19 protein-coding genes are annotated in these 21,668 nt (G+C 73.0%); 11 read left to right on the top strand and 8 right to left on the bottom strand.

The features are described from left to right. Window positions 1-24 precede the first annotated feature (24 nt). Both scy and mce read right to left on the bottom strand, forming a co-directional pair. On the bottom strand, window positions 25-4,230 hold the full coding sequence (scy, locus tag ACFVQZ_RS20480; protein ID WP_383624533.1) for a polarized growth protein Scy: 4,206 nt from the start codon (window positions 4,228-4,230) through the stop codon (window positions 25-27). A gap of 199 nt (window positions 4,231-4,429) precedes the next feature. Beyond that, a complete protein-coding gene (gene mce, locus ACFVQZ_RS20485) occupies window positions 4,430-4,882 on the bottom strand; it encodes a methylmalonyl-CoA epimerase (RefSeq protein WP_383624536.1) in 453 nt (150 codons plus the stop codon). A gap of 137 nt (window positions 4,883-5,019) precedes the next feature. Here mce and ACFVQZ_RS20490 point away from each other — a divergent pair, with 137 nt between their 5' ends. Both ACFVQZ_RS20490 and meaB read left to right on the top strand, forming a co-directional pair. Next, on the top strand, window positions 5,020-6,222 hold the full coding sequence (locus ACFVQZ_RS20490; protein WP_081958872.1) for an acetyl-CoA C-acetyltransferase: 1,203 nt from the start codon (window positions 5,020-5,022) through the stop codon (window positions 6,220-6,222). 24 nt (window positions 6,223-6,246) lie between these two features. Continuing rightward, window positions 6,247-7,203: a methylmalonyl Co-A mutase-associated GTPase MeaB gene (gene meaB / locus ACFVQZ_RS20495; protein ID WP_383624541.1), complete on the top strand. Its 957-nt coding sequence runs from the start codon at window positions 6,247-6,249 to the stop codon at window positions 7,201-7,203. 66 nt (window positions 7,204-7,269) lie between these two features. Here meaB and ACFVQZ_RS20500 read toward each other — a convergent pair whose 3' ends face one another. The 4 genes from ACFVQZ_RS20500 to ACFVQZ_RS20515 form a co-directional block, all read right to left on the bottom strand. Continuing rightward, window positions 7,270-7,746 (bottom strand): MarR family transcriptional regulator, encoded by a 477-nt coding sequence (locus ACFVQZ_RS20500; protein ID WP_030492580.1) that lies wholly within the window; start codon window positions 7,744-7,746, stop codon window positions 7,270-7,272. 123 nt (window positions 7,747-7,869) lie between these two features. Next, window positions 7,870-8,655 (bottom strand): AIM24 family protein, encoded by a 786-nt coding sequence (locus ACFVQZ_RS20505; protein ID WP_030492579.1) that lies wholly within the window; start codon window positions 8,653-8,655, stop codon window positions 7,870-7,872. Next, on the bottom strand, window positions 8,652-9,302 hold the full coding sequence (locus ACFVQZ_RS20510; RefSeq protein ID WP_030492578.1) for an AIM24 family protein: 651 nt from the start codon (window positions 9,300-9,302) through the stop codon (window positions 8,652-8,654). The genes ACFVQZ_RS20505 and ACFVQZ_RS20510 overlap by 4 nt, the downstream gene beginning before the upstream one ends. Further along, window positions 9,302-9,940 (bottom strand): AIM24 family protein, encoded by a 639-nt coding sequence (locus ACFVQZ_RS20515; protein ID WP_383624546.1) that lies wholly within the window; start codon window positions 9,938-9,940, stop codon window positions 9,302-9,304. The genes ACFVQZ_RS20510 and ACFVQZ_RS20515 overlap by 1 nt, the downstream gene beginning before the upstream one ends. Before the next feature lie 113 nt (window positions 9,941-10,053). Between ACFVQZ_RS20515 and ACFVQZ_RS20520 the strand changes: the two genes are divergently transcribed. The 5 genes from ACFVQZ_RS20520 (at window position 10,054) to ACFVQZ_RS20540 (ending at window position 15,513) form a co-directional block, all read left to right on the top strand. Further along, the gene (locus ACFVQZ_RS20520) at window positions 10,054-10,407 is read left to right on the top strand and encodes a DUF3817 domain-containing protein (RefSeq protein ID WP_030492576.1); all 354 of its coding nucleotides are present in this window, start codon (window positions 10,054-10,056) and stop codon (window positions 10,405-10,407) included. Continuing rightward, window positions 10,404-10,697: an MTH1187 family thiamine-binding protein gene (locus tag ACFVQZ_RS20525; protein ID WP_365330896.1), complete on the top strand. Its 294-nt coding sequence runs from the start codon at window positions 10,404-10,406 to the stop codon at window positions 10,695-10,697. The genes ACFVQZ_RS20520 and ACFVQZ_RS20525 overlap by 4 nt, the downstream gene beginning before the upstream one ends. Before the next feature lie 261 nt (window positions 10,698-10,958). Continuing rightward, a complete protein-coding gene (locus ACFVQZ_RS20530; RefSeq protein WP_383624551.1) occupies window positions 10,959-11,612 on the top strand; it encodes a TetR/AcrR family transcriptional regulator in 654 nt (217 codons plus the stop codon). A gap of 91 nt (window positions 11,613-11,703) precedes the next feature. Further along, window positions 11,704-13,542, top strand: a complete 1,839-nt coding sequence (locus tag ACFVQZ_RS20535; RefSeq protein ID WP_030492573.1) for a cellulose synthase catalytic subunit — start codon at window positions 11,704-11,706, stop codon at window positions 13,540-13,542. A gap of 3 nt (window positions 13,543-13,545) precedes the next feature. Further along, entirely contained in the window at window positions 13,546-15,513 is a 1,968-nt protein-coding gene (locus tag ACFVQZ_RS20540; RefSeq protein ID WP_383624555.1) for a galactose oxidase-like domain-containing protein, read from the top strand. Window positions 15,514-15,528: 15 nt separating this feature from the next. Here ACFVQZ_RS20540 and ACFVQZ_RS20545 read toward each other — a convergent pair whose 3' ends face one another. Then, window positions 15,529-16,551: a glycoside hydrolase family 6 protein gene (locus tag ACFVQZ_RS20545; protein WP_030492571.1), complete on the bottom strand. Its 1,023-nt coding sequence runs from the start codon at window positions 16,549-16,551 to the stop codon at window positions 15,529-15,531. A gap of 67 nt (window positions 16,552-16,618) precedes the next feature. Next, window positions 16,619-17,614, bottom strand: a complete 996-nt coding sequence (locus tag ACFVQZ_RS20550) for a DUF5937 family protein (protein WP_383624603.1) — start codon at window positions 17,612-17,614, stop codon at window positions 16,619-16,621. A 69-nt stretch (window positions 17,615-17,683) separates the two neighbouring features. Between ACFVQZ_RS20550 and ACFVQZ_RS20555 the strand changes: the two genes are divergently transcribed. The 4 genes from ACFVQZ_RS20555 (at window position 17,684) to ACFVQZ_RS20570 (ending at window position 21,618) form a co-directional block, all read left to right on the top strand. Then, a complete protein-coding gene (locus ACFVQZ_RS20555) occupies window positions 17,684-18,928 on the top strand; it encodes an MFS transporter (RefSeq protein ID WP_383624559.1) in 1,245 nt (414 codons plus the stop codon). Window positions 18,929-18,959: 31 nt separating this feature from the next. After that, complete coding sequence (locus ACFVQZ_RS20560; protein ID WP_030492568.1) at window positions 18,960-19,469, top strand: MarR family transcriptional regulator; 510 nt, start codon at window positions 18,960-18,962, stop codon at window positions 19,467-19,469. A gap of 43 nt (window positions 19,470-19,512) precedes the next feature. After that, window positions 19,513-19,845, top strand: a complete 333-nt coding sequence (locus ACFVQZ_RS20565) for a DUF3817 domain-containing protein (protein ID WP_030492567.1) — start codon at window positions 19,513-19,515, stop codon at window positions 19,843-19,845. Between the two features lie 72 nt (window positions 19,846-19,917). After that, a complete protein-coding gene (locus ACFVQZ_RS20570) occupies window positions 19,918-21,618 on the top strand; it encodes a methylmalonyl-CoA mutase family protein (RefSeq protein ID WP_030492566.1) in 1,701 nt (566 codons plus the stop codon). Window positions 21,619-21,668 lie beyond the last annotated feature (50 nt).

Here is a 21,668-nt window from a genome sequence, read left to right on the forward strand (position 1 = left end):
GAGAATGTCCAGCCTTTTGAGTGGCTAGCCGTCCTGGGACTTGCCACCCGAACGAGTGGAACCCGAGGAAGCGCCCGCCTTGAGCCCGTCCTTCGTCCCCGCCGACGGCGTCTCGAAAGACTCCAACGCCTCCAGCACGTCCTGGACACGGGAGATCTCGGCATTGATGTCGGTCCGGCGACGGGTCAGGGTCTCCAGCTCGCGCCGGCCCTCCTCGACCAGCCGGTCCGCCTCGGCCTCCGCCTCCACCTTCAGCCGCTCGGCCTCCGCCTTGATCCGCTCGCCCTCCGCGATCAGCGAACTCTTCTTCTGCTCCGCCTCCTTGAGGAGCGCGTCCGCCTTCCGCACGGCCGCGATGCGGACCTTGCTCGCCTCCGAACTCGCCTCGGAGACCATCTCCTTGGCCTTCTCCTCGGCCTCGGCCCGCTGCTCCTCCGCGGCCTTCACCAGCTTGTCGACGCGCTCGCCGGCCGTCTTCATCTGCTCGGCCGACTCCCGCCGCGCCCGCTCGTGCAGCTCCTCGATCTCCCCCTCGATCCGGCTCCGCAGCTCCTCCGCCCGCTCCCTTATCGCGGTCGCGTCCTGCCGCGCCCCGACCAGGAGTTCGTCCGCGTCGGTCCGCGCCTTCTCCACCAGCGCGTTGCCCTCGACGGTCGCCTCGGCGACGATCCGCTCGGCCTCCTTGCGGGCGGCGCCGACCATCGTGTCCGCCTGCGCCTCCGCCTCGGCGGTCGCCCGCAGCGCCTCCTCGCGGGCCTTGGCGATCAGCTGGTCCGCCTGCTCGGCCGCGTCCGCGCGCTTGCGGGCACCAGCCTCGCGGGCCTCGTCCAGGGTGCGGTCCGCCTCCTCGCGGGCCTCCGCGCGCATCTGCTCGGCCGCCGCCTCGGCGTCCTCCCGGACCCGCGCCGACTCCGTACGGATCCGCTCGGCGTCCTGACGGGCCGCCGCCAGCTCCTCGGCGCCCTCGGTGCGCAGCCGCTCGGCCTCGCCCGCCGCCTCCGCGACGGTCCGCTCGGCCTCGGCGCGGGCGTCGGCGGTCACCGAGTCGGCCAGCTCGCCGGCCTCCTCGGTGATCCGGCCGGCCTCCGCCGTCGCCTCGCCGATGAGCGCGTCGGCCTGTTCGGCGGCGTCCTGGCGGCGCTTGTCGGCGGCCTGCCGGGCCTCGTCCAGGATCTGCTCGGCGTCGGCCAGGGCCGCCGTCCGCAGCGCCTGGGCGTGCGCCTCGCCGTCCGTCTTGACCTGCTCGGCCTCGGTCCGCAGCCGCGCCGCGTCCCGCTCGGTCGTCTCCCACAGCTCCGCCGCCTCGGCGGTGATCCGCTCGGCCTCGGCCGTGGCCTCGCCGACGAGCGCGTCGGCCTGTTCGGCGGCGTCCTGGCGGCGCTTGTCGGCGGCCTGCCGGGCCTCGTCGAGGACCCGCTCGGCCTCCGCGCCGATCCGCTCGGCCTCGGCGGTCGCCTCGCCGACCACGCCCTCGGCCTTCTCGGCCGCCTCCGAACGGATCCGGTTGGCGTCCTCCCGGGCGTCCGCCCGGGTGCGGGCCGCGTCCTGCTCGGCCGACGCCAGCGCGTCCGTCGCCTCCGTCCGCACCCGCTGCGCGTACTCGGCGGTGTCCGCGCGCAGCTTCTCCGCCTCCGCGATCGCGTCCCCGACCGTCCGCTCGGCCAGCGCCTTCGCCGCCTCGGACTCCTCCTGGGCACGCGCGCGCGTGCGGGCCGCGTCCTCCGACGCCCGCTCCCGCTCCTCGTACGCGTCGGCGCGGACCCGGTCCGCCTCCTCCTGCGCCTCGGTACGGGTCCGCTCCGCCGCGTGCTCCGCGGCCGAGCGCAGCCCGGCGATCTCCTCCTCGGCCTGCTCGCGCAGCCCGGCGACCGAGTCCCGGACCTCCTGCGCGGTCTGTTCGGCGGCGCCGACCATCTCGGTCGCCCGCGCGTCCGCCTCCTCGACCAGCCGCTGCGCCTCGGCCTGCGCCTCCTCCACCCGCTTCCGGGCGGCGGCCAGCAGCTCCTCGGACTGCTCGCGGGCGAGCTCCCGCTCCCGGCCGGCCTCGGACCGGGCCGACTCCAGCGTCTCCTCGGCCTCCCGGCGGCGCCGGACGGCCTCCTCCTGCGCGGCCGACAGCGCCTCGGCCGCCTCGGCGGCGACCCGCTCGGCCGCGGCGGCGGCCTCGGCGCGGACCCGGTCGGCGGTCTCCTGGGCCTCCGACCGCAGCCGCTCGGCCTCGGTCTCCGCCTCGGAGGTGAGCCGCTGCGCGGTCGCCTCGGCCTCCGCGCGGGACGCCGACGCGTCCGCGGCGGCCTCGGCCCGCAGCCGCTCGGCCTCCTGCTCGGCCTGCTCGCGCAGCGCCCTGATCCGCTCGGCGCCCTCGGTCCGCAGCCGCTCGGTCTCCTCGGCGGCCTCGCGCCGGATCCGCTCGCCCTCCGCGCGGGCGTCGGTCAGCTCCCGGCCGGCCGCCGCCACCTTCGCCTCGGCGTCGGCGTGCAGCCGGGCCAGCTCCTCGGCGGCCTCGGCCCGCCGCGCCTCGGCGGCGCGCTCGGCGTCCGCGCGCAGCTCGGCGGCGGCCTTCTCGGCCGCCTCCCGTACCGACCCGGCGTGCTCCTCGGCCTCCGCGCGCAGCCGCTCGGCCTCCGCGCGGGTCCGCTCCAGGGTCTCCTCGGCCTGGGCCCGGAGCGTCTGGGCGCGCTCCATCGCCTCCGACTTGACCTTCTCGCTCTCCGCGCCGGCGCTGGCGCGCAGCTCGTCGGCGTCGCCCCGGGCCTTGGACAGCAGCTCCTCGGCGGTCTTCGCCGCCTCCTCGATCTGCTGGACGGCCTCGCGGCGGGCCTCGCCGCGGATCCGCTCGCCCTCGGCGATGGCCTCGGCGCGCAGCTGCTCGGCCTCGCCGCGCAGCCGCCGGGCCTCCTCCTGGAGCTCGACGGTCTTGGCCCGGTACTCCTTGGTGTCGTCCTTCGCGGAGCCGAGCAGTTCGTCGGCCTGCTCCTCGGCGCGCGAGCGCAGCCGGTCGGCCTCGGTCTCGGCCTCGCGGCGGATCCGCTCGGCCTCCTCGGACGCCTTGCGGGTGGTCTCGGCGGCGTCCTCGGACGCCTTGGTCAGGATCTCCTCGGCGCTGCGGGCGGCCTTGGCCAGCGCCGCCGCCGAGTCCTCGGCCGCGGTGGCGCGGGCCTTCTCGGTGGCCTCGGCGAGGACCTTCTCGGCGTGCGCGGTCGCCTCGCGCAGCTTCTCCTCGGCCTCGGCCTTCAGCTGCTCGGCCTTCTCGGTGGCCTCGCCGACCAGCCGGGCGATCTCGGACTTGGCCGTACGGGTGCGCTGCTCGTTGACGGAGTCGGCGGAGGCGAGGGCCTTCGCGGCGGCGTCCTTGGCCTCGGCGAGCGTCTTGTCGGCCTCGGCGCGGGCCTGCCGCAGCCGCTCGTCGGCCTCCTGCATCCGCTGCTCGGCGGCGCGGGACAGTTCGGTGGCCTGGCGGCGGGCCTGGTCGGTCTCGGCGACGGCGGCGGTACGCAGCTGCTCGGCGTGGCCGGTGGCCTCCTGGGCCTGCGTGGAGGCGGTCGTCATCAGCCGCTCGGCGTCCTTGCGGGCGCGCAGCAGAATCGCTTCGGCCTCGGCGCGGGCGGCCTCCGCCTCGGCGCCGACGCGGCGGCCGGTCTCCTCGGTGAGCCGGGCGGCCTCGGCGCGGGCGGCGGCGAGCGACTGCTCGGCCTCGGCGCGGGCCTCCTCCATCAGCCGGCGGGCCTGGGACTCGGTGCGGGCGCGGAGCTGTTCGGCCCAGGCCACGTTCTCGTTGACGTGCGCCTCGACGGTCTGGCGGCGCTCGTTCAGCTCCTGGTCGAGCTGCTGGCGGCGCTGGACGGCCTCGTTGTGCAGCTCGGCCTGGAGCCGGGCCTGGTGCTCGGCGTGCTCCTGGAGGATCCGCTGGGTCTGCGCCCGGGCCTCGCGCAGCTCGCGCTCGGCGTCCTGGCGGAGCTGTTCGGCCTGGGCCTGCGCGTTCCGCAGCAACTGCTCGGCCTGGTAGCCGATGTCGGCGCTGTCGTAGGCGGGCCGGGACGCGATGGTGCGCCGCGCCTCGTGGAGCTTGGCACGCAAGACCTCGACCTGGTAGCCCAGGTCCTCGGCGTGCTGGACGGCCTTCTCTCGCTCCTTCTTCAGCCGGTCCATCTCGGCTTCGAACCGCGAGAGATGGTCGTCTTCAGCTCGGTGGCTCTCCTGGCGTTCGTAGCCCCGCACTGCGCGGTCCATCCTTCCCCGAGCTCTGCGAGCAGGGGAGACCCCAACCCGGTCGCAACTTTCCGACGAGCACCGTTCACTGGAAGAACGGCCCCCCGGGGAATCGTGGCAGATCGGACGACCCCGACATCCCGACTACGGCGCCGCGCGAAGCGGCCCCGACCGGCCCCGGCCCGGAGCCGCCCACTCTACCGGGCCCGGAATACGGAGGTCAGTGCTCCGCTGAGGAGTGGTCAGCGGAAGCCGGTGCCGAGGTGACGAGTTCGGTCAGGACGCCGTGGCAGTCCTTGGGGTGCAGGAAGGTGATCCGGGAGCCCATCGAGCCGATCCGCGGCTCGTCGTACAGCACCCGGACGCCCTTGGAGCGGATGGCGTCGGCGTCGCCGTCCACGTCCGCCGTGCCGAAGGCGATGTGGTGGACGCCCTCGCCGTTCTTCGCCAGCCACTTGCCGACCGCGGAGTCCTCGCGGGTCGGCTCCAGGAGCTGGAGGTAGGTGGCGCCGCCGTCGTCGGTGCCGTTGATCCTCAGCATGGCCTCGCGGACGCCCTGCTCCTCGTTGACCTCGGAGTGGTAGACCTCGAAGCCGTACGTGGCACGGTAGAACTCGACGGTCCTGTCCAGGTCGAAGCAGGCGATCCCGATGTGGTCGATACGCGTCAGCATGGCTCCAGTGCACCCCCGCCGGGGTGGTTACGCAACGTGCGCGCCGTCACACCGGCAGGCCGGTGACCTCGCGCCGCACCGCTCAGTACATTGGCGGTAAACCCTCGTTCACTCCTCATCCCAAGGGGCCGTGCCTCATGTCTGGAACGACCGGTACCACCTCAGTGATCGTCGCGGGCGCCCGCACGCCCATGGGTCGCCTGCTCGGTTCGCTCAAGTCCTTCTCCGGCGCCGACCTCGGCGGCTTCGCCATCAAGGCCGCCCTCGACCGGGCCGGCATCGGCGGCGACCAGGTGCAGTACGTGATCATGGGCCAGGTGCTCCAGGCGGGCGCCGGGCAGATCCCCGCCCGCCAGGCCGCCGTCAAGGCCGGCATCCCGATGAACGTCCCCGCGCTCACCATCAACAAGGTGTGCCTGTCCGGCCTGGACGCCATCGCGCTGGCCGACCAGCTGATCCGCGCCGGTGAGTTCGACGTCATCGTGGCCGGCGGCCAGGAGTCCATGACCAACGCCCCGCACCTGCTGCCGAAGTCCCGCGAGGGCTATAAGTACGGCGCGATCGAGATGCTCGACGCGATGGCGTACGACGGCCTCACGGACGCCTTCGAGAACATCGCGATGGGCGAGTCCACCGAGAAGCACAACACCCGCCTCGGCATCGACCGCGCCTCCCAGGACGAGATCGCCGCCCTCTCGCACCAGCGCGCCGCCGCCGCCCAGAAGAACGGCGTCTTCGAGGCCGAGATCACCCCGGTCGAGATCCCGCAGCGCAAGGGCGACCCGGTCGTCTTCGCCACCGACGAGGGCGTCCGCGCCGAGACCACCGTCGAGTCCCTCGGCAAGCTCCGCCCGGCCTTCGCCAAGGACGGCACGATCACCGCCGGCTCGTCCTCGCAGATCTCCGACGGCGCCGCCGCCGTGGTCGTGATGAGCAAGGCCAAGGCGGAGGAGCTGGGCCTGGAGTGGATCGCCGAGATCGGCGCCCACGGCAACGTGGCCGGCCCGGACAACTCGCTCCAGTCGCAGCCGTCCAACGCGATCAACCACGCCCTGAAGAAGGAGGGCCTGACCGTCGACGACCTCGACCTGATCGAGATCAACGAGGCCTTCGCCGCGGTCGCCGTGCAGTCCATGAAGGACCTCGGCGTGTCCCCGGAAAAGGTGAACGTCAACGGCGGCGCCATCGCGCTCGGCCACCCGATCGGCATGTCCGGCGCCCGCGTGGTGCTCCACCTCGCCCTGGAGCTCAAGCGGCGCGGCGGCGGCGTCGGCGCGGCGGCGCTGTGCGGCGGCGGCGGTCAGGGCGACGCCCTGATCATCAAGGTCACCGGCAAGTAAGCACCTCTGACAGGAGAACGCAGCATGGTGGACGTCCCCGCTCTCGTCGCCCAGGCACGGGAGGGCCGGCCACGGGCCGTGGCCCGGCTGATCTCGCTCGTGGAGGGGGCGTCCCCGCAGCTGCGCGAGGTGATGGCGGCGCTGGCCCCGCTCACCGGCAACGCCTACGTGGTGGGCCTGACCGGCTCGCCCGGCGTCGGCAAGTCGACGTCGACGTCGGCGCTGGTGACCGCGTACCGCAAGGCGGGGAAGCGGGTCGGCGTGCTCGCCGTCGACCCGTCCTCGCCGTTCAGCGGCGGCGCGCTGCTCGGCGACCGGGTGCGCATGTCGGAGCACGCCTCCGACCCCGGCGTCTACATCCGCTCGATGGCCACCCGCGGGCACCTGGGCGGTCTGGCCTGGGCCGCCCCGCAGGCCATCCGGGTGCTGGACGCGGCCGGCTGCGAGGTGATCCTGGTGGAGACCGTCGGCGTCGGCCAGTCCGAGGTGGAGATCGCCGGGCAGGCCGACACGTCGGTGGTGCTGCTCGCCCCGGGCATGGGCGACGGGATCCAGGCCGCGAAGGCGGGCATCCTGGAGATCGGCGACGTGTACGTGGTCAACAAGGCGGACCGGGACGGCGCCGACGCCACCGCCCGCGAGCTCAACCACATGCTGGGCCTCGGCGAGGCCCGCGGCCCGGGCGACTGGCGCCCGCCGATCGTGAGGACGGTCGCGGCGCGCGCCGAGGGCGTGGACGAGCTCGTGGAGGCGCTGGAGAAGCACCGGGCCTGGATGGAGGAGCACGGGGTGCTCGCGGAGCGCCGGAAGGCGCGCGCGGCCCGCGAGGTGGAGACCATCACCATCACGGCGCTGCGGGAGCGGATCGGCGACCTGCACGGGGACCGGCGGCTGGACGCGCTGGCCGAGCGGATCGCGACCGGGGCGCTCGACCCGTACGCGGCCTCCGACGAGCTCCTGGCGAGCCTGACGGGCAGCTGAGCGCCCGAACGACGAGAGAAGGGCCTCCCCGCGCCGGGGAGGCCCTTCTTCCGCACATCTGTCAGGTCACGGCTTGCCGCGCTTGCCGCGCAGCCGCTCGGCGACCGGCTTCAGCGACTCGTGGAGGTCGCCGAGCGCCTCCGGGGTGAGCCGGTCGATGAAGTGGTCGCGGACCGACTCCACGTGGTGCGGGGCGACCTTGCGCATGGTCTCCATGCCGTGGTCGGTGAGGACCGCGTAGAGGCCGCGCCGGTCGGACTCGCAGTTCACCCGCTCGACCAGGCCGGCGTTCTCCATCCGGGTGATCTGGTGGGAGAGGCGGCTCTTGGACTGGAGGGTGGCCGCCGCCAGGTCGCTCATCCGGAGCCGGCGGTCGGCGGACTCCGAGAGGTTGACGAGGATCTCGTAGTCGTTCATGGTCAGGCCGAAGGGCTGGAGGTCCCGCTCCAGCTGGTGCGTCAGCATTCTCTGGACGTCGAGGAAGGTGCGCCACGCGCACTGCTCGGCGTCGGTGAGCCAGGGAGTGGCCGTCTCGGTGTCCATAGAGTGGATTCTACCTAAGAAGTTGAATACTTGACGAAATCTGCGGGGTGACGCTCGGCACCCGCCGTTCCGTCCGCGCACCCCGCGCGGCCGTTCGATGCGTCACGCTCCGCAGACTACCGCTCACAGCCCGAAGCGCCGCTGCAGGTCCCCGAGCTGGCCGGGAAGGCGCGGTACCGCACCCTGCGCCGCCTGGCCGGAACCGTGCGCCCCGTGCCCGCCCGGCACCCCGGCCTGGGCCGGCGGCCCGCCGGTCGCGCGCTCCGCCATCAGCAGCTCCGTCGACTGGAGCAGCACCGTGCCCGCGCCGACGAACTCGAACTGGTGCTCCTCGCCGGAGGAGCCGCCGATGCCGGTCAGGGCCCGTACGCCGCCCATCACGCCCGTCAGATAGGCGTGGTCGTAATGATGGCAGGGGGAGGGGCAGTCCGCCCAGCCGACCAGCGCCTGCGGGTCCACGCGCAGCGGCGGCTCCATGAAGACCACCGGCCCGTTCGACGCGGCCACGAACTTCCCGGTGCCGATCAGCGTCACGAACCCCGGCACGATCGACTGCTTCAGCGCCAGCGTCGGCTGGTAGGCCAGCAGGTTCCCGGACCGGATCGTCAGGTTGCCCTCGTCCAGGTCGTACGAGTTCACGTCGAAGGCCCGGTCCGCGAGCAGCATCTTCCCGGTGCCCTCGGCCACCACCCAGTCGCTCGCGTGCAGCGGCGAGTGGAAGGCGGTCCGCACCAGCCGGTCGAGCCGGCCGTGCCCGATCCCGTTGAACTCGATCCGCCCGTAGTAGGCGATCATCTTGCCCTTCTGGAGGAACCAGGGGCTGCCCTTGAGCTCGACGCAGAACGTGTACGCGTTGACGTTGTCGTCCGACGGCAGGGTGTGCGGATCGTGGATGACAGGGGTGCTCACAGCTTCTCCTCCGACGCCTGGACGTACACCGCGCCGCTGCCGCTCAGCTCCAGCTGGAACGCCTCGCCCGAGCCGCGGCCCACCATGTCCCGCCAGCCCAGGGCCGTCGAGAGCTTGTTCCGCACGTCGCCGTGGTGGGCCACGTACGCCTGCGGGTCGACGTGCACCGGGCGGCCGGGCGCGATCGGCAGCTCGATGACCCCGCCGTGCGCCATGACCGCCACCGAGCCGTGCCCCTTGAGGGTCGTGGTGAACAGGCCCTGGCCGGTCACCTGGCCGCGGACCAGGCCCATCACCCCGCCCTGCGAGCCCATGAACATGGTGCCCTGCTCCAGGGTGCCGTCGAAGGCGAGCAGCCGGTCCGCCTCCACGTACAGGGTGTCGCCGGAGAGCGTGATCACCTGGATGTGGTGGCCGCCGTGCCCGAACATCACCAGGCCGTTGCCCTCCACCGTCATCAGCGGCGTCGCCTCGCCGGCCACCCGGCGGCCGATCATCGACATCACGCCGCCCTGCCCGCCCGCGATGTTCGGCGTGAACGTGACGTCCCCGCGGTACGCGAGCATGGCGCCGCGCTGGCTGAAGAGGCGCTGCCCGGGGACGACGGTCGCCTCGATCATCTTGGAGTTGACCTCACGGAACGGCACTAGACGTCCCCTCCGATCGTGTTGCGCTCGCTGGGCTGCACGTAGACCAGTCCGTCGCCCTCGAAGCGGATCTGGAACGCCTCGCCGCCGCCCTCGCCGATCAGGGTGCGGAAGGTCACGCCCGACTGGAAGTGCTGCTGGAGGTTGCCCTGGTGGGCGACGTACGCGCCCGGGTCGACCGACAGCGGGTACTGCGGGGTCACCCGCAGCACCGTCGCCGGGCCGTCGGACATGATTGCGGCCTGGCCGGTGCCCTCCACCGTGGTGGTGAAGAGGCCGTTGCCGGTCGCCCCGCCGCGCATGCCGGTGAAGGTGGTGCCGGTGCGCAGCCCCGCGTCCGCGCAGAGCAGGTTGCTCGCCTCGACCCACAGCTTGTCGCCGTGCAGCTGGACGAGGTTGATCTCGGAGGCCCGGTCGGCGAACCAGCAGGTCCCCTGGCCCCTGACCTCCATCACCTCCATCTGTTCGCCGGTCAGCCGACGGGTGACCATGCCGCGCAGGCCCTCACCGCCACCGCTCATCTTCTTGAACGCCATCTGCCCGTCGTAGGCGACCATCGAGCCGTTCTTCGCCTTGACGGCGTCGCCGGTCATCGTCACGGCGAGCACCTTGCTGCCTTGGAGTCGGAACGTAGCCACGGCCCGAAGGTAGCGGGGACCCGGTTAAAGGGACTGCAAAGTCGCCGTGCACAATGGACCGACGCTTGTGCGCCGATTCACAAGATCGCCCGCCCCTTCCCGAAGAGGACCCCGTGGACATCAAGACCGCTTCCTCCCTCCACCGTCTCCGGCTCGTCTCCACGCCCGAGGCCGTCTCGTTCCTGCTCCTGCTGGTCTGCTCGGTGCTCAAGCGGACCACGGACTTCAACGCGGTGCCGGTCATGGGCGCCGTCCACGGCGTGCTCTTCGTGCTGTACGTGCTCTTCTGGCTGGACGCCTGGAACCGCACCAAGTGGAGCTTCGGCGCCGCGGCCGTCTACTTCCTGCTCTCCGTCGTGCCCTTCGGCGGCTTCTTCGCCGACCGCAAGCTGAAGCGCGAGGCCGACGCCGCCGTCATGGCGTCCCGCGCCCGCGCCGAGGCCGCCGAGGGCAAGGTGACCGCGTGATCGTCGCCTTCTCCGTCACCCCGCTCGGCGTGGGCGAGGAGGTCGGCGAGTACGTCGCCGACGCCGTCCGGGTGGTCCGCGAGTCCGGCCTGCCGAACCGCACCGACGCGATGTTCACCAGCGTCGAGGGCGAGTGGGACGAGGTCATGGACGTCGTGAAGCGGGCCGTGGCCGCCGTCGAGGCGCGCGCCCCGCGCGTCTCCGTCGTCCTCAAGGCGGACATCCGGCCCGGCGTCACCGACGGGCTGACCGCCAAGGTCGAGACGGTGGAGCGCCACCTCGGCGCCTGAGCCCGCCCTGCCCGGCCCCGCCCGCACCGCCAGCAGCCCCCGGCCCTCCGGCCGGGGGCTGCTGCCTTCCCCCGCGCGCCGGAGGAGTGTTGAGCGAGTGCTCAACATCGGCTAGCGTGCTCCTTGAGCAGTCGCTCAAGACGGGGCATCGGGCGGGGGCGCCACGGCGGACCCCGTCGCCCGGCCACCGCCGGCACCGGTGTCTCCGCGGGGGAGCGCCACCGGGGCCGGCGGTGCGCCGCGGACGCGAGGAGGGGCGGGATGGCGCAGGACGCCAAGGGGCGGGAGACCCGCGAGAAGCTGCTCGACGGGGCGCTGCGGGTGCTCGTCGAGCACGGCATCACCGGCACCTCCGCCCGGGCCGTCGCCGCCGCCGCGGGCGTCAACCAGGCCCTGGTCTTCTACCACTTCGGCTCCGTCGACGAACTGCTCGCCGAGGCGTGCCGGCGCGGCGCCGAGCAGCGGGTGGCCCGCCACCGCGACCGGCTGCGGGCCGTCACCAGCCTCACCGAGCTGCTGGCCTTCGGGCGGGCCATGCACGACGAGGAACGGGCCGCCGGGCACGTCGCCGTCCTCGCCCAGCTGCTCGCCGGCGCCCAGAGCCACCCCCGGCTCGCACCCGCCACCGCCGCCGGGCTCGACCTGTGGGCCGACGAGATCGAGCGGGTGCTCCGCCGGGTGCTCGCCGGCACCCCGCTGGACGGCTTCGCCGACCCCGCCGGACTCGCCCGGGCCGTCGCCGCCTCCTTCGTCGGGCTCGCCCTCTACGAGGGCGTCGACCCCGCCGGCGCCGACGCCGCCCTCACCGCGCTGGAACAGCTCGGCGCCCTGCTCGCCGCGATGGACGAGCTGAACCCGGTGGCGCGGAAGGCGGTCGCGTACACGCTGCGTCGATCGGGTGGACGCGAGCGCTAGAACGCCCTCACTCGGAGTACTCCAGTCGACACGCCGGATGATGTCCCTTTTCGTGGGGATATCGACCCGATCGACGACAGCTGGAGGCACCGTGCGGCCGGGAGGCTACGACTACGACACCTACAGCCGACTCGCCGGTCCCCTCACGGAACCGGACACGGCGGAGTACCAGGTGCGGTACACGAGTCTGCTCTCGAAGGAGCCGCACCGAATACGAGCCGTCCTCCTCATGGCCCTCGCGCCGCTGCTCTCCGCGGTGCTGCTCGCCTACCTGGTCTGGCCCAGCCACTGGACCGTCCGCGAGGGCGACGACAGCTGGCGGGTGCCGTACGACACCGTGATGCTCGTGTCGATCGGGCTCATCTGCCTCTTCATGCTGGTGAACGTCACCTCGATCGCCCACGCCACGATGGTCGCCCGCGACCCCGTCCCCGTGTACCCCGAGAAGGGCACCCGGGTCGCCTTCCTCACCACGTACGTGCCCGGCAAGGAACCCCTCGCCATGGTGCGCGGCACCCTGGAGGCCGCCGTCCGCCTGCGGCACGACGGCACCCTGCACGTCTGGCTCCTCGACGAGGGCGACTCCGACGAGGCCAAGGCCCTCTGCGCCGAACTCGGCGTCCGCCACTTCACCCGCGCCGGCGTGCCCGAGTGGAACCGCCCCAAGGGCCCGCACAAGGCGAAGACCAAGCACGGCAACTACAACGCCTGGCTCGCCCGGCACGGCGACGCCTACGACTTCTTCGCCTCCGTCGACACCGACCACGTCCCGCTCCCGAACTTCCTGGAGCGGATGCTCGGCTACTTCCGCGACCCCGACACCGCCTTCGTCGTCGGACCGCAGGTCTACGGCAACTACACCGGCGCCGTCACCAAGGCCGCCGAGTCCCAGCAGTTCCTCTTCCACGCGCTCATCCAGCGCGCCGGGAACCGCTACCGCGCCCCCATGTTCGTCGGCACCAACAACGTCGTCCGGATCGCCGCCCTGAAGCAGATCGGCGGCCTGTACGACTCCATCACCGAGGACATGGCCACCGGCTTCGAGCTCCACCGCCGCAGGAACCCGGCCACCGGCCGCCGCTGGCGCTCCGTCTACACCCCCGACGTCCTCGCCGTCGGCGAGGGCCCCGAGTCCTGGACGGACTTCTTCACCCAGCAGCTCCGCTGGTCCCGGGGCACGTACGAGACGATCCTCAAGCAGTACTGGAAGGCGCCGTTCAGCATGCCGCCCGGCCGCCTCCTCAACTACACGCTGATGCTCGTCTACTACCCGATGACCGCCGTCAACTGGCTGCTCGGCATCCTCAGCTGCGTCCTCTACCTGTGGCTCGGCGCCTCCGGCACCCAGGTCTCCTCCCAGGTCTGGCTCATGATCTACAGCGACGCCGTCGCCCTCCAGATCGGCCTCTACCTGTGGAACCGCCGCCACAACGTCTCCCCGCACGAACCCGAGGGCTCCGGCGGCCTCGCCGGCATGGTGATGTCCGCGCTCTCCGCCCCCGTCTACCTGCGGTCCCTCGGCTCCGCGCTGCTGCGCACCCGCGGCCGGTTCGTCGTCACCCCCAAGGGCGGCGCCGCCAGCCCCGACCGCGTCCTCACCTTCCGCATCCACCTCTTCTGGGCGGCCGTCCTGATCGCCTCGCTGGTGGCCTCGGTCCGCTACGACCACACCCACGCGGCCATGCGCACCTGGGCGGTCCTCGCCCTCGTCATCGCGCTCGCCCCGGTCACCGTCTGGGCCTTCACCCTGCTGCGCGACCGGCGCCGGCGCGCGGTCCGCGCCAAGGCCCGCGCCCGCACCGGCAACCGCCGCCTCACCATCGCCCGCTCGGCGATCGAGCTGCGCCCCGTACCGCCGCGGCCGCAGTTCCCGCCGCTGCCCCCGCACCCGCCCGCGACCCCCGCGCCCACGACGACCGGAGGGAACTGATCCATGGCCTACCGGCCGTCCAAGAAGTTCAAGAAGACCCTGCTCGGCAGCGGCGCCGTCGTCGTCCTGGCGGCGCTCAACGCGCCCGCCGCCGTCTCCTTCGCCGCGGAGAAGTACCACGCCTACAAGATCGCCCAGCCCGGCTACAAGAAGAAGTACGGCTCCTGGGGCGGCGTCTCCGTCCCCGACGGCGCCCGGATCAACGCGATCCACGCCGCCCTGCTGCACACCGGCAAGGTGCTGCTGATCGCCGGCTCCGGCAACAACCAGAAGAACTTCGACGCCGGGACCTTCGACACCGTGCTGTGGGACCCGGTGAAGAACACCTTCAAGAAGGTCCCCACCCCCGAGGACTTCTTCTGCGCCGGCCACAGCCAGCTGCCCGACGGGCGGCTGCTGGTGGCCGGCGGCACCGCCCGCTACGAGGTCCTGGACGGCGGCGTGACGAAGGCCGGCGGCGGGATGCGGGTGAAGAACGAGAGCCCCGACAAGGCGGTCACGCTGAAGAAGGGCACCCGCTTCCGCTCCCCGTCCGGCGTCGAGTACGTCACCACCACCGACGTCACCGTCCCCAAGGCGAAGCGCGAGTTCGAGATCTCGTACTTCAAGAGCGGCCAGATGAAGCCGTGGAGGACCAAGGTGACCGCCGCCGAGGCCCGCGTCTTCGTGGAGGCCGTCGAGGAGGGGCCGCGCGGCCTCACCACCCAGGCGGCCCAGTACGAGGTCGTGGGCCTCAAGGGCAAGGACGCCGACAACGTCTACGGCCTCGCCCAGAAGCTCACCACCGAGAAGCAGGACTTCCAGGGCATCAAGGCCGCCTACGAGTTCGACCCCAAGGCGGAGAAGTACGTCCCCGTGGCGCCGATGAAGGACGCCCGCTGGTACCCGACCCTGGTCGGCCTCCAGGACGGCAAGGTCCTCGCCGTCTCCGGGCTCAACGACGTCGGCGACGTCGTCCCCGGCGACAACGAGATCTACGACCCCAAGACCAAGAAGTGGTCCAAGGGCCCCTTCCGCTACTTCCCCACCTACCCCTCGCTCTTCCTCACCAAGGGCGGCAAGCTCCTCTACACCGGCTCCAACGCCGGCTACGGCCCCGCCGAGAAGGGCCGCGCCCCGGGCCTGTGGGACCTGAAGACCAACCGGTTCACCCCCCTGGCCGGCCTCACCGACCCGGACCAGCTGGAGACCTCCGCCTCCCTGATCCTGCCGCCCGCGCAGGCCCAGAAGGTCATGGTCCTCGGCGGCGGCGGCGTCGGCGAGTCGCCCAAGTCCACCGCCCGCACCTCCATCGTGGACCTGACGACGGAGAGCCCCACCTTCAAGGACGGCCCGGCGCTCCCGCAGGGCACCCGCTACCTCAACAGCGTCCTGCTCCCCGACGACACCGTCTTCACCACCGGAGGCTCCCGCGACTACCGGGGCCGCGGCGGCAGCGACATCCTCAAGGCCCAGTTCTACGACCCCGCCGCCAACGCCTTCGCCGCCGCCGCCGACCCCACCGTCGGCCGCAACTACCACTCGGAGGCGCTGCTGCTGCCCGACGGGCGGGTCGCCACCTTCGGCTCCGACCCGCTCTTCAGCGACAAGGACAACACCAAGCTCGGCACCTTCGAGCAGCGCATCGAGGTCTTCACCCCGCCCTACCTGCACAAGGCCGGCGGCGACCGCCCGGCGCTCGGCGAGGGCCCCCGGGAGCTCGACCGGAACGGCCGCGCCACCTTCAAGACCAAGGACGCCGGCCGGATCGCCAAGGCCCGGCTGATGCGGCCCAGCGCCGTCACCCACACCACCGACGTCGAACAGCGGTCGGTGGCGCTGGAGCTGACCAAGGGCAAGGACGGGCTGACCGTCACCGTCGACGCCCCCGACGACCGCACCCTCGTCCCGCCCGGCTGGTACATGCTCTTCGTCACCGACGACGCCGGCATCCCCTCCGAGGCGAAGTGGGTCCAGGTGAAGGGCGACTGACGGGCGGCCGGGGCGTCAGGACCCCGCGCGGCGGGCCAGCCCGAGCGCGTAGTCCGGCCACCAGGTCCCCGCGGCCGGGCCGCCGCGGCACTGCCCGTCCGAGTCGCCCGGCCGCTTGATCCACAGGTACGCGTCCACCAGCGCGTCCCCCGTCCGGTCCGTCGGCGGCACGCCGAGCGACCGGCCCGGGGGATTGCACCAGGCCTCCTCCCGGTCCCCCGGGAGGGGGCCGGCGCCGTTCCGGCTCGTGTCGATCGTGAAGTGCATCCCGCCGAGCAGCCCCGACAGGGTCGCCCCGAACGCCCGCACCGTCTCGTTGGTCTGGAAGTTCGACACGTTCAGCGCGAAGCCGTCCGCGCGCTCGATCCCGGCCCGCCGCAGCGGCTCCACCAGCTTCCCCGGATCGTCGATCCACGCCGGGTTCCCCGCGTCCAGGTAGACCCGGGTCCGCGGCTGCCGCTTCAGCCGCTCGATCGCCTCCGTCAGCAGCCGCGACCGCTCGTCGTGGTACTGCGCCGGCGTGCAGCCGTCCACCATGTGCGGCACCGCGTCCGGTTCCAGCACCACCACCGCCTTCGCGTCCCCGATCGCCGACGCGAAGGCGTCCACCCACGCCCGGTACGCCGCCCCGTCCCGCGCGCCGCCCGCCGAGTACATGCCGCAGTCCCGGTGCGGGATGTTGTACGCCACGAAGACCGCCGTCCGGTCCTCGGCCGTCGCCCCGCGCACCGCCCGCAGGATGTCCGGCACCGGGTCGTCGCCGGCCGGCCACTCCGCGACCGGCCGCTCGGCGATCCGCTTCAGCACCCGGGCGTCGTCGGCGCGGCCCTCCGCCTCGTACTGCCGCACCTGCTTCGCCGCGTCGCTCTCCGGGTCCACCCAGAACGGCGAACCGGCGGTCGGCGCCGGGGCCTCGCCCTTCGTCGCGGGCGGGCCGACGGGCGAGGGGGCGGGCCCGTCGGACGAGCAGCCGCTCGCGGTCAGCAGCAGCGCGCCGAGCAGGGCGAGCGAGGCGGTGGCGGTGGTACGGCGGGACATCCGGCCCCCAGGGTCGGCAACACGGGGAGGACAGGCGGAACCAACGGGACACATCGTGACATGCCGGTCACCCGGCGTCCGGCTGCGACACCGCCGTCCCCAGCGGCGTCCGCTCGTACAGCACCTGGTGGCCGTACCGCCGCGAGGTCAGCAGCCCCGCGTCCCGCAGCACCGCCAGGTGCGCCGACACCGACGACGGCGCCCGCCCCAGCCGGTGCGCCAGCGCCGTCGTCCCCGCCGGCTCGTCCAGCGCGCACAGCACGTCCGCCCGCACCGGCCCCAGCAGCCGCGCCAGCGCCTCCGGCGTCCGCTCCCGCGACCGCGTCCACAGCCCGCCGATCCCGCGCACCGGGTACACCACCGTCGGCTGCCACGGCTCCTCGAAACCGCTCACCATCTCCGGCCAGATGAACACCGACGGCATCAGCACCAGACCCTGGCCGCCCAGCACCCGCACGTGCTCGCCCCGGAAGGCGCCCACCTCCAGCACCGAGGCCTCCGCGTCCCACGAGAACGACGGGTGCAGCTCCCCGAGCAGCCGCTCCAGGCCGCCCTCCGCCAGCCGCCGCGAGTGATACGCCACGTCCGCCTCCAGCAGCGCCCGGAACCGCGGCCACTCCGGCGCGATCAGCGCCTCCCACGCCGCCTCCAGCAGCCCCGCCAGCCGCTCCACCGTCCCGGCGGGGTCGGCCAGCATCCGCCGCCCCTCCGCGCTCCGCGCCGCCCCCGGCGTACACGCCAGCGCCTGCTCCAGGTCCGGCCGCACCAGCGCCGGATCCACCGCCCGGACGGCCGCCAGCTCCTCCTCGAAGGACGCGGCGGGCCCCAGCGGAGGCGGATAGAGGAAGTCCGGCGAATGCCCCCGCTCCGGCATCAGCAGCTGCAGCGGCGCCAGCTCCAGCGACCGCGCCGCCCCCGCGATCCGCCGCAGCCACGGCAGGTGGTAGCCCTGCTGCCGGGGCCGCGCCAGCACCCGTACGGCCGACTGCGTCTCCCACAGCGGCGACACGGCGAACCGGATCCGCAGCGGATCGGCCTCCCCGAAGACCAGGTGGTACGGCACCACACCCCCAAGATTCGGCTCCAGCCGAAAGTCTAGGGGCCGGGCCGCCCCACGCAGCACGCTGCGGCCATGACCCGGACCGACACCCCGCCCACCGCTCCTCCCGACGCGGAAGCCGCCCCGCCCGGATACCTCGACGTCCTCCGCGTCCGGGAGTTCCGGTGGGTCTTCGGCGCCCACCTGCTGTCGCTGCTCGGGCTCGTCGTGAGCGAGATCGCGCTCACCGTGCTCGTCTACGACCTCACCCGCTCGCCGCTGCTCTCCTCCCTCACCTTCGCCCTCGGCTTCCTCCCCTACCTCCTCGGCGGCACCCTCCTCGCCGGCCTCGCCGACCGGTACCCGCCCCGCCGGGTGCTCGTCGTCTGCGACCTGGTCTGCGCCGCCGCCGTCGCGCTCATGGTGCTGCCCGCCACCCCCGTCGCCGGACTGCTCGCGCTCCGCTGCGCCGTCGCCGCCGTCGCGCCCGTCTTCCAGGGCACCCGGATGGCGACCCTCGCCGACATCCTCGGCGACGGCGACCTCTTCGTCCTCGGCCGCTCGCTCCTCCGGATCGTGTCCCAGTCCGCGCTGCTCGCCGGCTTCGGCATCGGCGGCGTCCTGCTCACCGTCGTCCCCGCGCGCGGCGCCATCGCCCTCACCGCCGGCACCTTCCTCCTCTCCGCGCTCCTGCTGCGCGCCGGCACCGCCCGCCGCCCCGCCCGCGCCGGGGACCGGCGCGAAGGGCTCGGGGCCACCTGGGCGCTGCTGCGCGACCGGCGGATCCGCGCCCTGATGCTGCTCTTCTGGGTGCCGCCGATGTTCACCGTCGTCCCGGAAGCCCTCGCCGCCCCGTACGCCGACGAGATCGGCGTCTCCACCGCCGCCCTCGGCCTCCTCATGTGCGCCCTGCCCGTCGGCACCGTCGCCGGCGAACTCCTGGCCGGCGCCGTCCTGCGGCCCGCCACCCGCTCCCGGCTGGTCGCCCCCCTGCTCCTGGCCGGCTTCCTCCCTTTCCTCCTGTACGCGCTCCGCCCCGGCGCCGCCCTCGCCGCGGTCGCGCTCGTGCTGGCCGGCGCCGCCGGCGCGTACACCCTCGGCCTCGACGCCTGGTTCGTCGCCGCCGTCCCGGAGGAGCGGCGGGGGAGGGCGATGACCCTCATGTCGGCCGGGATGATGACCGTCCAGGGCGTCGGCATGGCCGGTGCCGGGCTCGTCGCCGAGTTCGTCCCCGTCCACCTCGTCGTCGCCGGCGCCGGGGTCCTCGCCACCGCCGCGGTCGCCGCCCTGCTGGCCGAGACGCGTGCCGCGGGCGGCCGAAAGGTGAGACGGGGCTGACCGCCATATGACCAGTCGGTAAGGTCGACGCGTGCCGAAGCCGCTCAGTCTCCCCTTCGACCCCATCGCCCGAGCCGACGAACTCTGGCAGAAGCGCTGGGGCCCGGTCCCCTCCATGGCCGCGATCACCTCGATCATGCGCGCCCACCAGATCCTGCTGGCCGAGGTCGACGCCGTGGTCAAGCCGTACGGGCTGACCTTCGCCCGCTACGAGGCGCTGGTGCTGCTCACCTTCTCGCAGGCGGGCGAGCTGCCGATGTCGAAGATCGGCGAGCGGCTGATGGTCCACCCCACCTCGGTGACGAACACGGTGGACCGCCTGGTCAAGTCCGGCCTCGTCGCCAAGCGCCCCAACCCCAACGACGGGCGCGGCACCCTCGCCTCCATCACCGAGAAGGGCCGCGAGGTGGTCGAGTCCGCCACCCGCGACCTGATGGACATGGACTTCGGCCTCGGCGCCTACGACGCCGAGGAGTGCGCCGAGATCTTCGCCCTGCTGCGCCCGCTGCGGGTCGCGGCCCACGACTTCGACGAGGGCTGACCCCGGCGAAGATCGCCCGGAACGGGCGGTTACGCTCGACGGCATGAAATCCAGCGTGCTGACCCGCTACCGCGTCATGGCGTACGTGACCGCCGTCATGCTGCTCGTGCTCTGTGGCTGCATGGTCGCCAAGTACGGCTTCGACACCGGCGAGGACGTGACCTTCGCGGTCTCCCAGCTCCACGGTGTCCTCTACATCGTCTACCTGGTCTTCGCCTTCGACCTGGGCTCCAAGGCCCGCTGGTCGTTCGGCAAGATCGTGTGGGTGCTGCTCTCCGGCACGATCCCCTTCGCCGCGTTCTTCGTCGAGCGCAAGGTGTACGCCGAGGTGAAGCCGCTGGTCGACGGCGCGCGACCGGTGCCCGCCAACGCCTGACCTCCGCCCCCGTACAGATGTACGGGGGTTTGTCATCGACATTTACTAGGACGTCCTAGTAAATTCGAAGGCATGGACGCTGACGCCATCGAGGAAGGCCGCCGTCGCTGGCAGGCCCGTTACGACAAGGCCCGCAAGCGCGACGCCGACTTCACCACGCTCTCCGGTGACCCGGTCGAGCCGGTCTACGGGCCCCGCCCGGGGGACACCTACGAGGGGTTCGAGCGCATCGGCTGGCCGGGCGAGTACCCCTTCACCCGGGGACTCCACCCGACCGGTTACCGGGGCCGCACCTGGACCATCCGCCAGTTCGCCGGCTTCGGCAACGCCGAGCAGACCAACGAGCGCTACAAGATGATCCTCGCCGCCGGCGGCGGCGGGCTCTCGGTCGCCTTCGACATGCCCACCCTCATGGGCCGCGACTCCGACGACCCCCGCTCCCTCGGCGAGGTCGGCCACTGCGGCGTCGCCATCGACTCCGCCGCCGACATGGAGGTCCTCTTCAAGGACATCCCGCTCGGCGACGTCACCACCTCGATGACGATCTCCGGACCCGCCGTCCCGGTCTTCTGCATGTACCTCGTCGCCGCCGAGCGCCAGGGCGTCGACCCCGCCGTCCTCAACGGCACGCTCCAGACCGACATCTTCAAGGAGTACATCGCCCAGAAGGAGTGGCTCTTCCCGCCGGAGCCGCACCTGCGCCTCATCGGCGACCTGATGGAGCACTGCGCGCAGGGCATCCCCGCGTACAAGCCGCTCTCCGTCTCCGGCTACCACATCCGCGAGGCCGGGGCGACGGCCGCGCAGGAGCTGGCGTACACCCTCGCCGACGGCTTCGGCTACGTGGAGCTGGGGCTGAGCCGCGGCCTCGACGTCGACGTCTTCGCGCCCGGCCTCTCCTTCTTCTTCGACGCGCACCTCGACTTCTTCGAGGAGATCGCCAAGTTCCGCGCCGCCCGCCGGATCTGGGCCCGCTGGATGAAGGAGGTCTACGGCGCGAAGACCGACAAGGCGCAGTGGCTGCGCTTCCACACCCAGACCGCCGGCGTCTCCCTCACCGCCCAGCAGCCGTACAACAACGTCGTGCGCACCGCGGTCGAGGCCCTGTCCGCCGTCCTCGGCGGCACCAACTCGCTCCACACCAACGCCCTCGACGAGACCCTCGCCCTCCCCAGCGAGCAGGCCGCCGAGATCGCGCTCCGCACCCAGCAGGTCCTCATGGAGGAGACCGGCGTCGCCAACGTCGCCGACCCGCTGGGCGGTTCCTGGTACGTCGAGCAGCTGACCGACCGCATCGAGGCCGACGCCGAGAAGATCTTCGACCAGATCAAGGAGCGCGGCCTGCGCGCCCACCCGGACGGGCAGCACCCGATCGGCCCGATCACCTCCGGCATCCTGCGCGGCATCGAGGACGGCTGGTTCACCGGCGAGATCGCCGAGTCCGCCTTCCGCTACCAGCAGGCCCTGGAGAAGGGCGAGAAGAAGGTCGTGGGCGTCAACGTCCACCACGGCTCGGTCACCGGCGACCTGGAGATCCTGCGGGTCAGCCACGAGGTCGAGTGGGAGCAGGTCCGGGTCCTCGGCGAGCGCAAGGGCCGGCGCGACGAGGCGAAGGTCCGCGCCTCCCTCGACGCCATGCTGGCCGCCGCCCGGGACGGCTCCAACATGATCCCGCCGATGCTCGACGCGGTCCGCGCCGAGGCCACCCTCGGCGAGATCTGCGGCGTCCTGCGCGACGAGTGGGGCGTGTACGTGGAGCCCGCCGGCTTCTGAGTTCCCGAAGGCGAGGGGCCGGTACGGGAGTTCCCGCACCGGCCCCTCCG

The sequence above is a fragment of the Streptomyces sp. NPDC057854 genome (assembly GCF_042797055.1).
Classification (GTDB): domain Bacteria; phylum Actinomycetota; class Actinomycetes; order Streptomycetales; family Streptomycetaceae; genus Streptomyces.

What these genes read in the sequence shown, in the direction of transcription:
- scy (WP_383624533.1), bottom strand. Translation starts at nt 4,230, where the DNA reads ATGGACCGCGCAGTGCGGGGCTACGAACGCCAGGAGAGCCACCGAGCT.
- mce (WP_383624536.1), bottom strand. Translation starts at nt 4,882, where the DNA reads ATGCTGACGCGTATCGACCACATCGGGATCGCCTGCTTCGACCTGGAC.
- ACFVQZ_RS20490 (WP_081958872.1), top strand. Translation starts at nt 5,020, where the DNA reads ATGTCTGGAACGACCGGTACCACCTCAGTGATCGTCGCGGGCGCCCGC.
- meaB (WP_383624541.1), top strand. Translation starts at nt 6,247, where the DNA reads ATGGTGGACGTCCCCGCTCTCGTCGCCCAGGCACGGGAGGGCCGGCCA.
- ACFVQZ_RS20500 (WP_030492580.1), bottom strand. Translation starts at nt 7,746, where the DNA reads ATGGACACCGAGACGGCCACTCCCTGGCTCACCGACGCCGAGCAGTGC.
- ACFVQZ_RS20530 (WP_383624551.1), top strand. Translation starts at nt 10,959, where the DNA reads ATGGCGCAGGACGCCAAGGGGCGGGAGACCCGCGAGAAGCTGCTCGAC.
- ACFVQZ_RS20540 (WP_383624555.1), top strand. Translation starts at nt 13,546, where the DNA reads ATGGCCTACCGGCCGTCCAAGAAGTTCAAGAAGACCCTGCTCGGCAGC.
- ACFVQZ_RS20545 (WP_030492571.1), bottom strand. Translation starts at nt 16,551, where the DNA reads ATGTCCCGCCGTACCACCGCCACCGCCTCGCTCGCCCTGCTCGGCGCG.
- ACFVQZ_RS20555 (WP_383624559.1), top strand. Translation starts at nt 17,684, where the DNA reads ATGACCCGGACCGACACCCCGCCCACCGCTCCTCCCGACGCGGAAGCC.
- ACFVQZ_RS20565 (WP_030492567.1), top strand. Translation starts at nt 19,513, where the DNA reads ATGAAATCCAGCGTGCTGACCCGCTACCGCGTCATGGCGTACGTGACC.
- ACFVQZ_RS20570 (WP_030492566.1), top strand. Translation starts at nt 19,918, where the DNA reads ATGGACGCTGACGCCATCGAGGAAGGCCGCCGTCGCTGGCAGGCCCGT.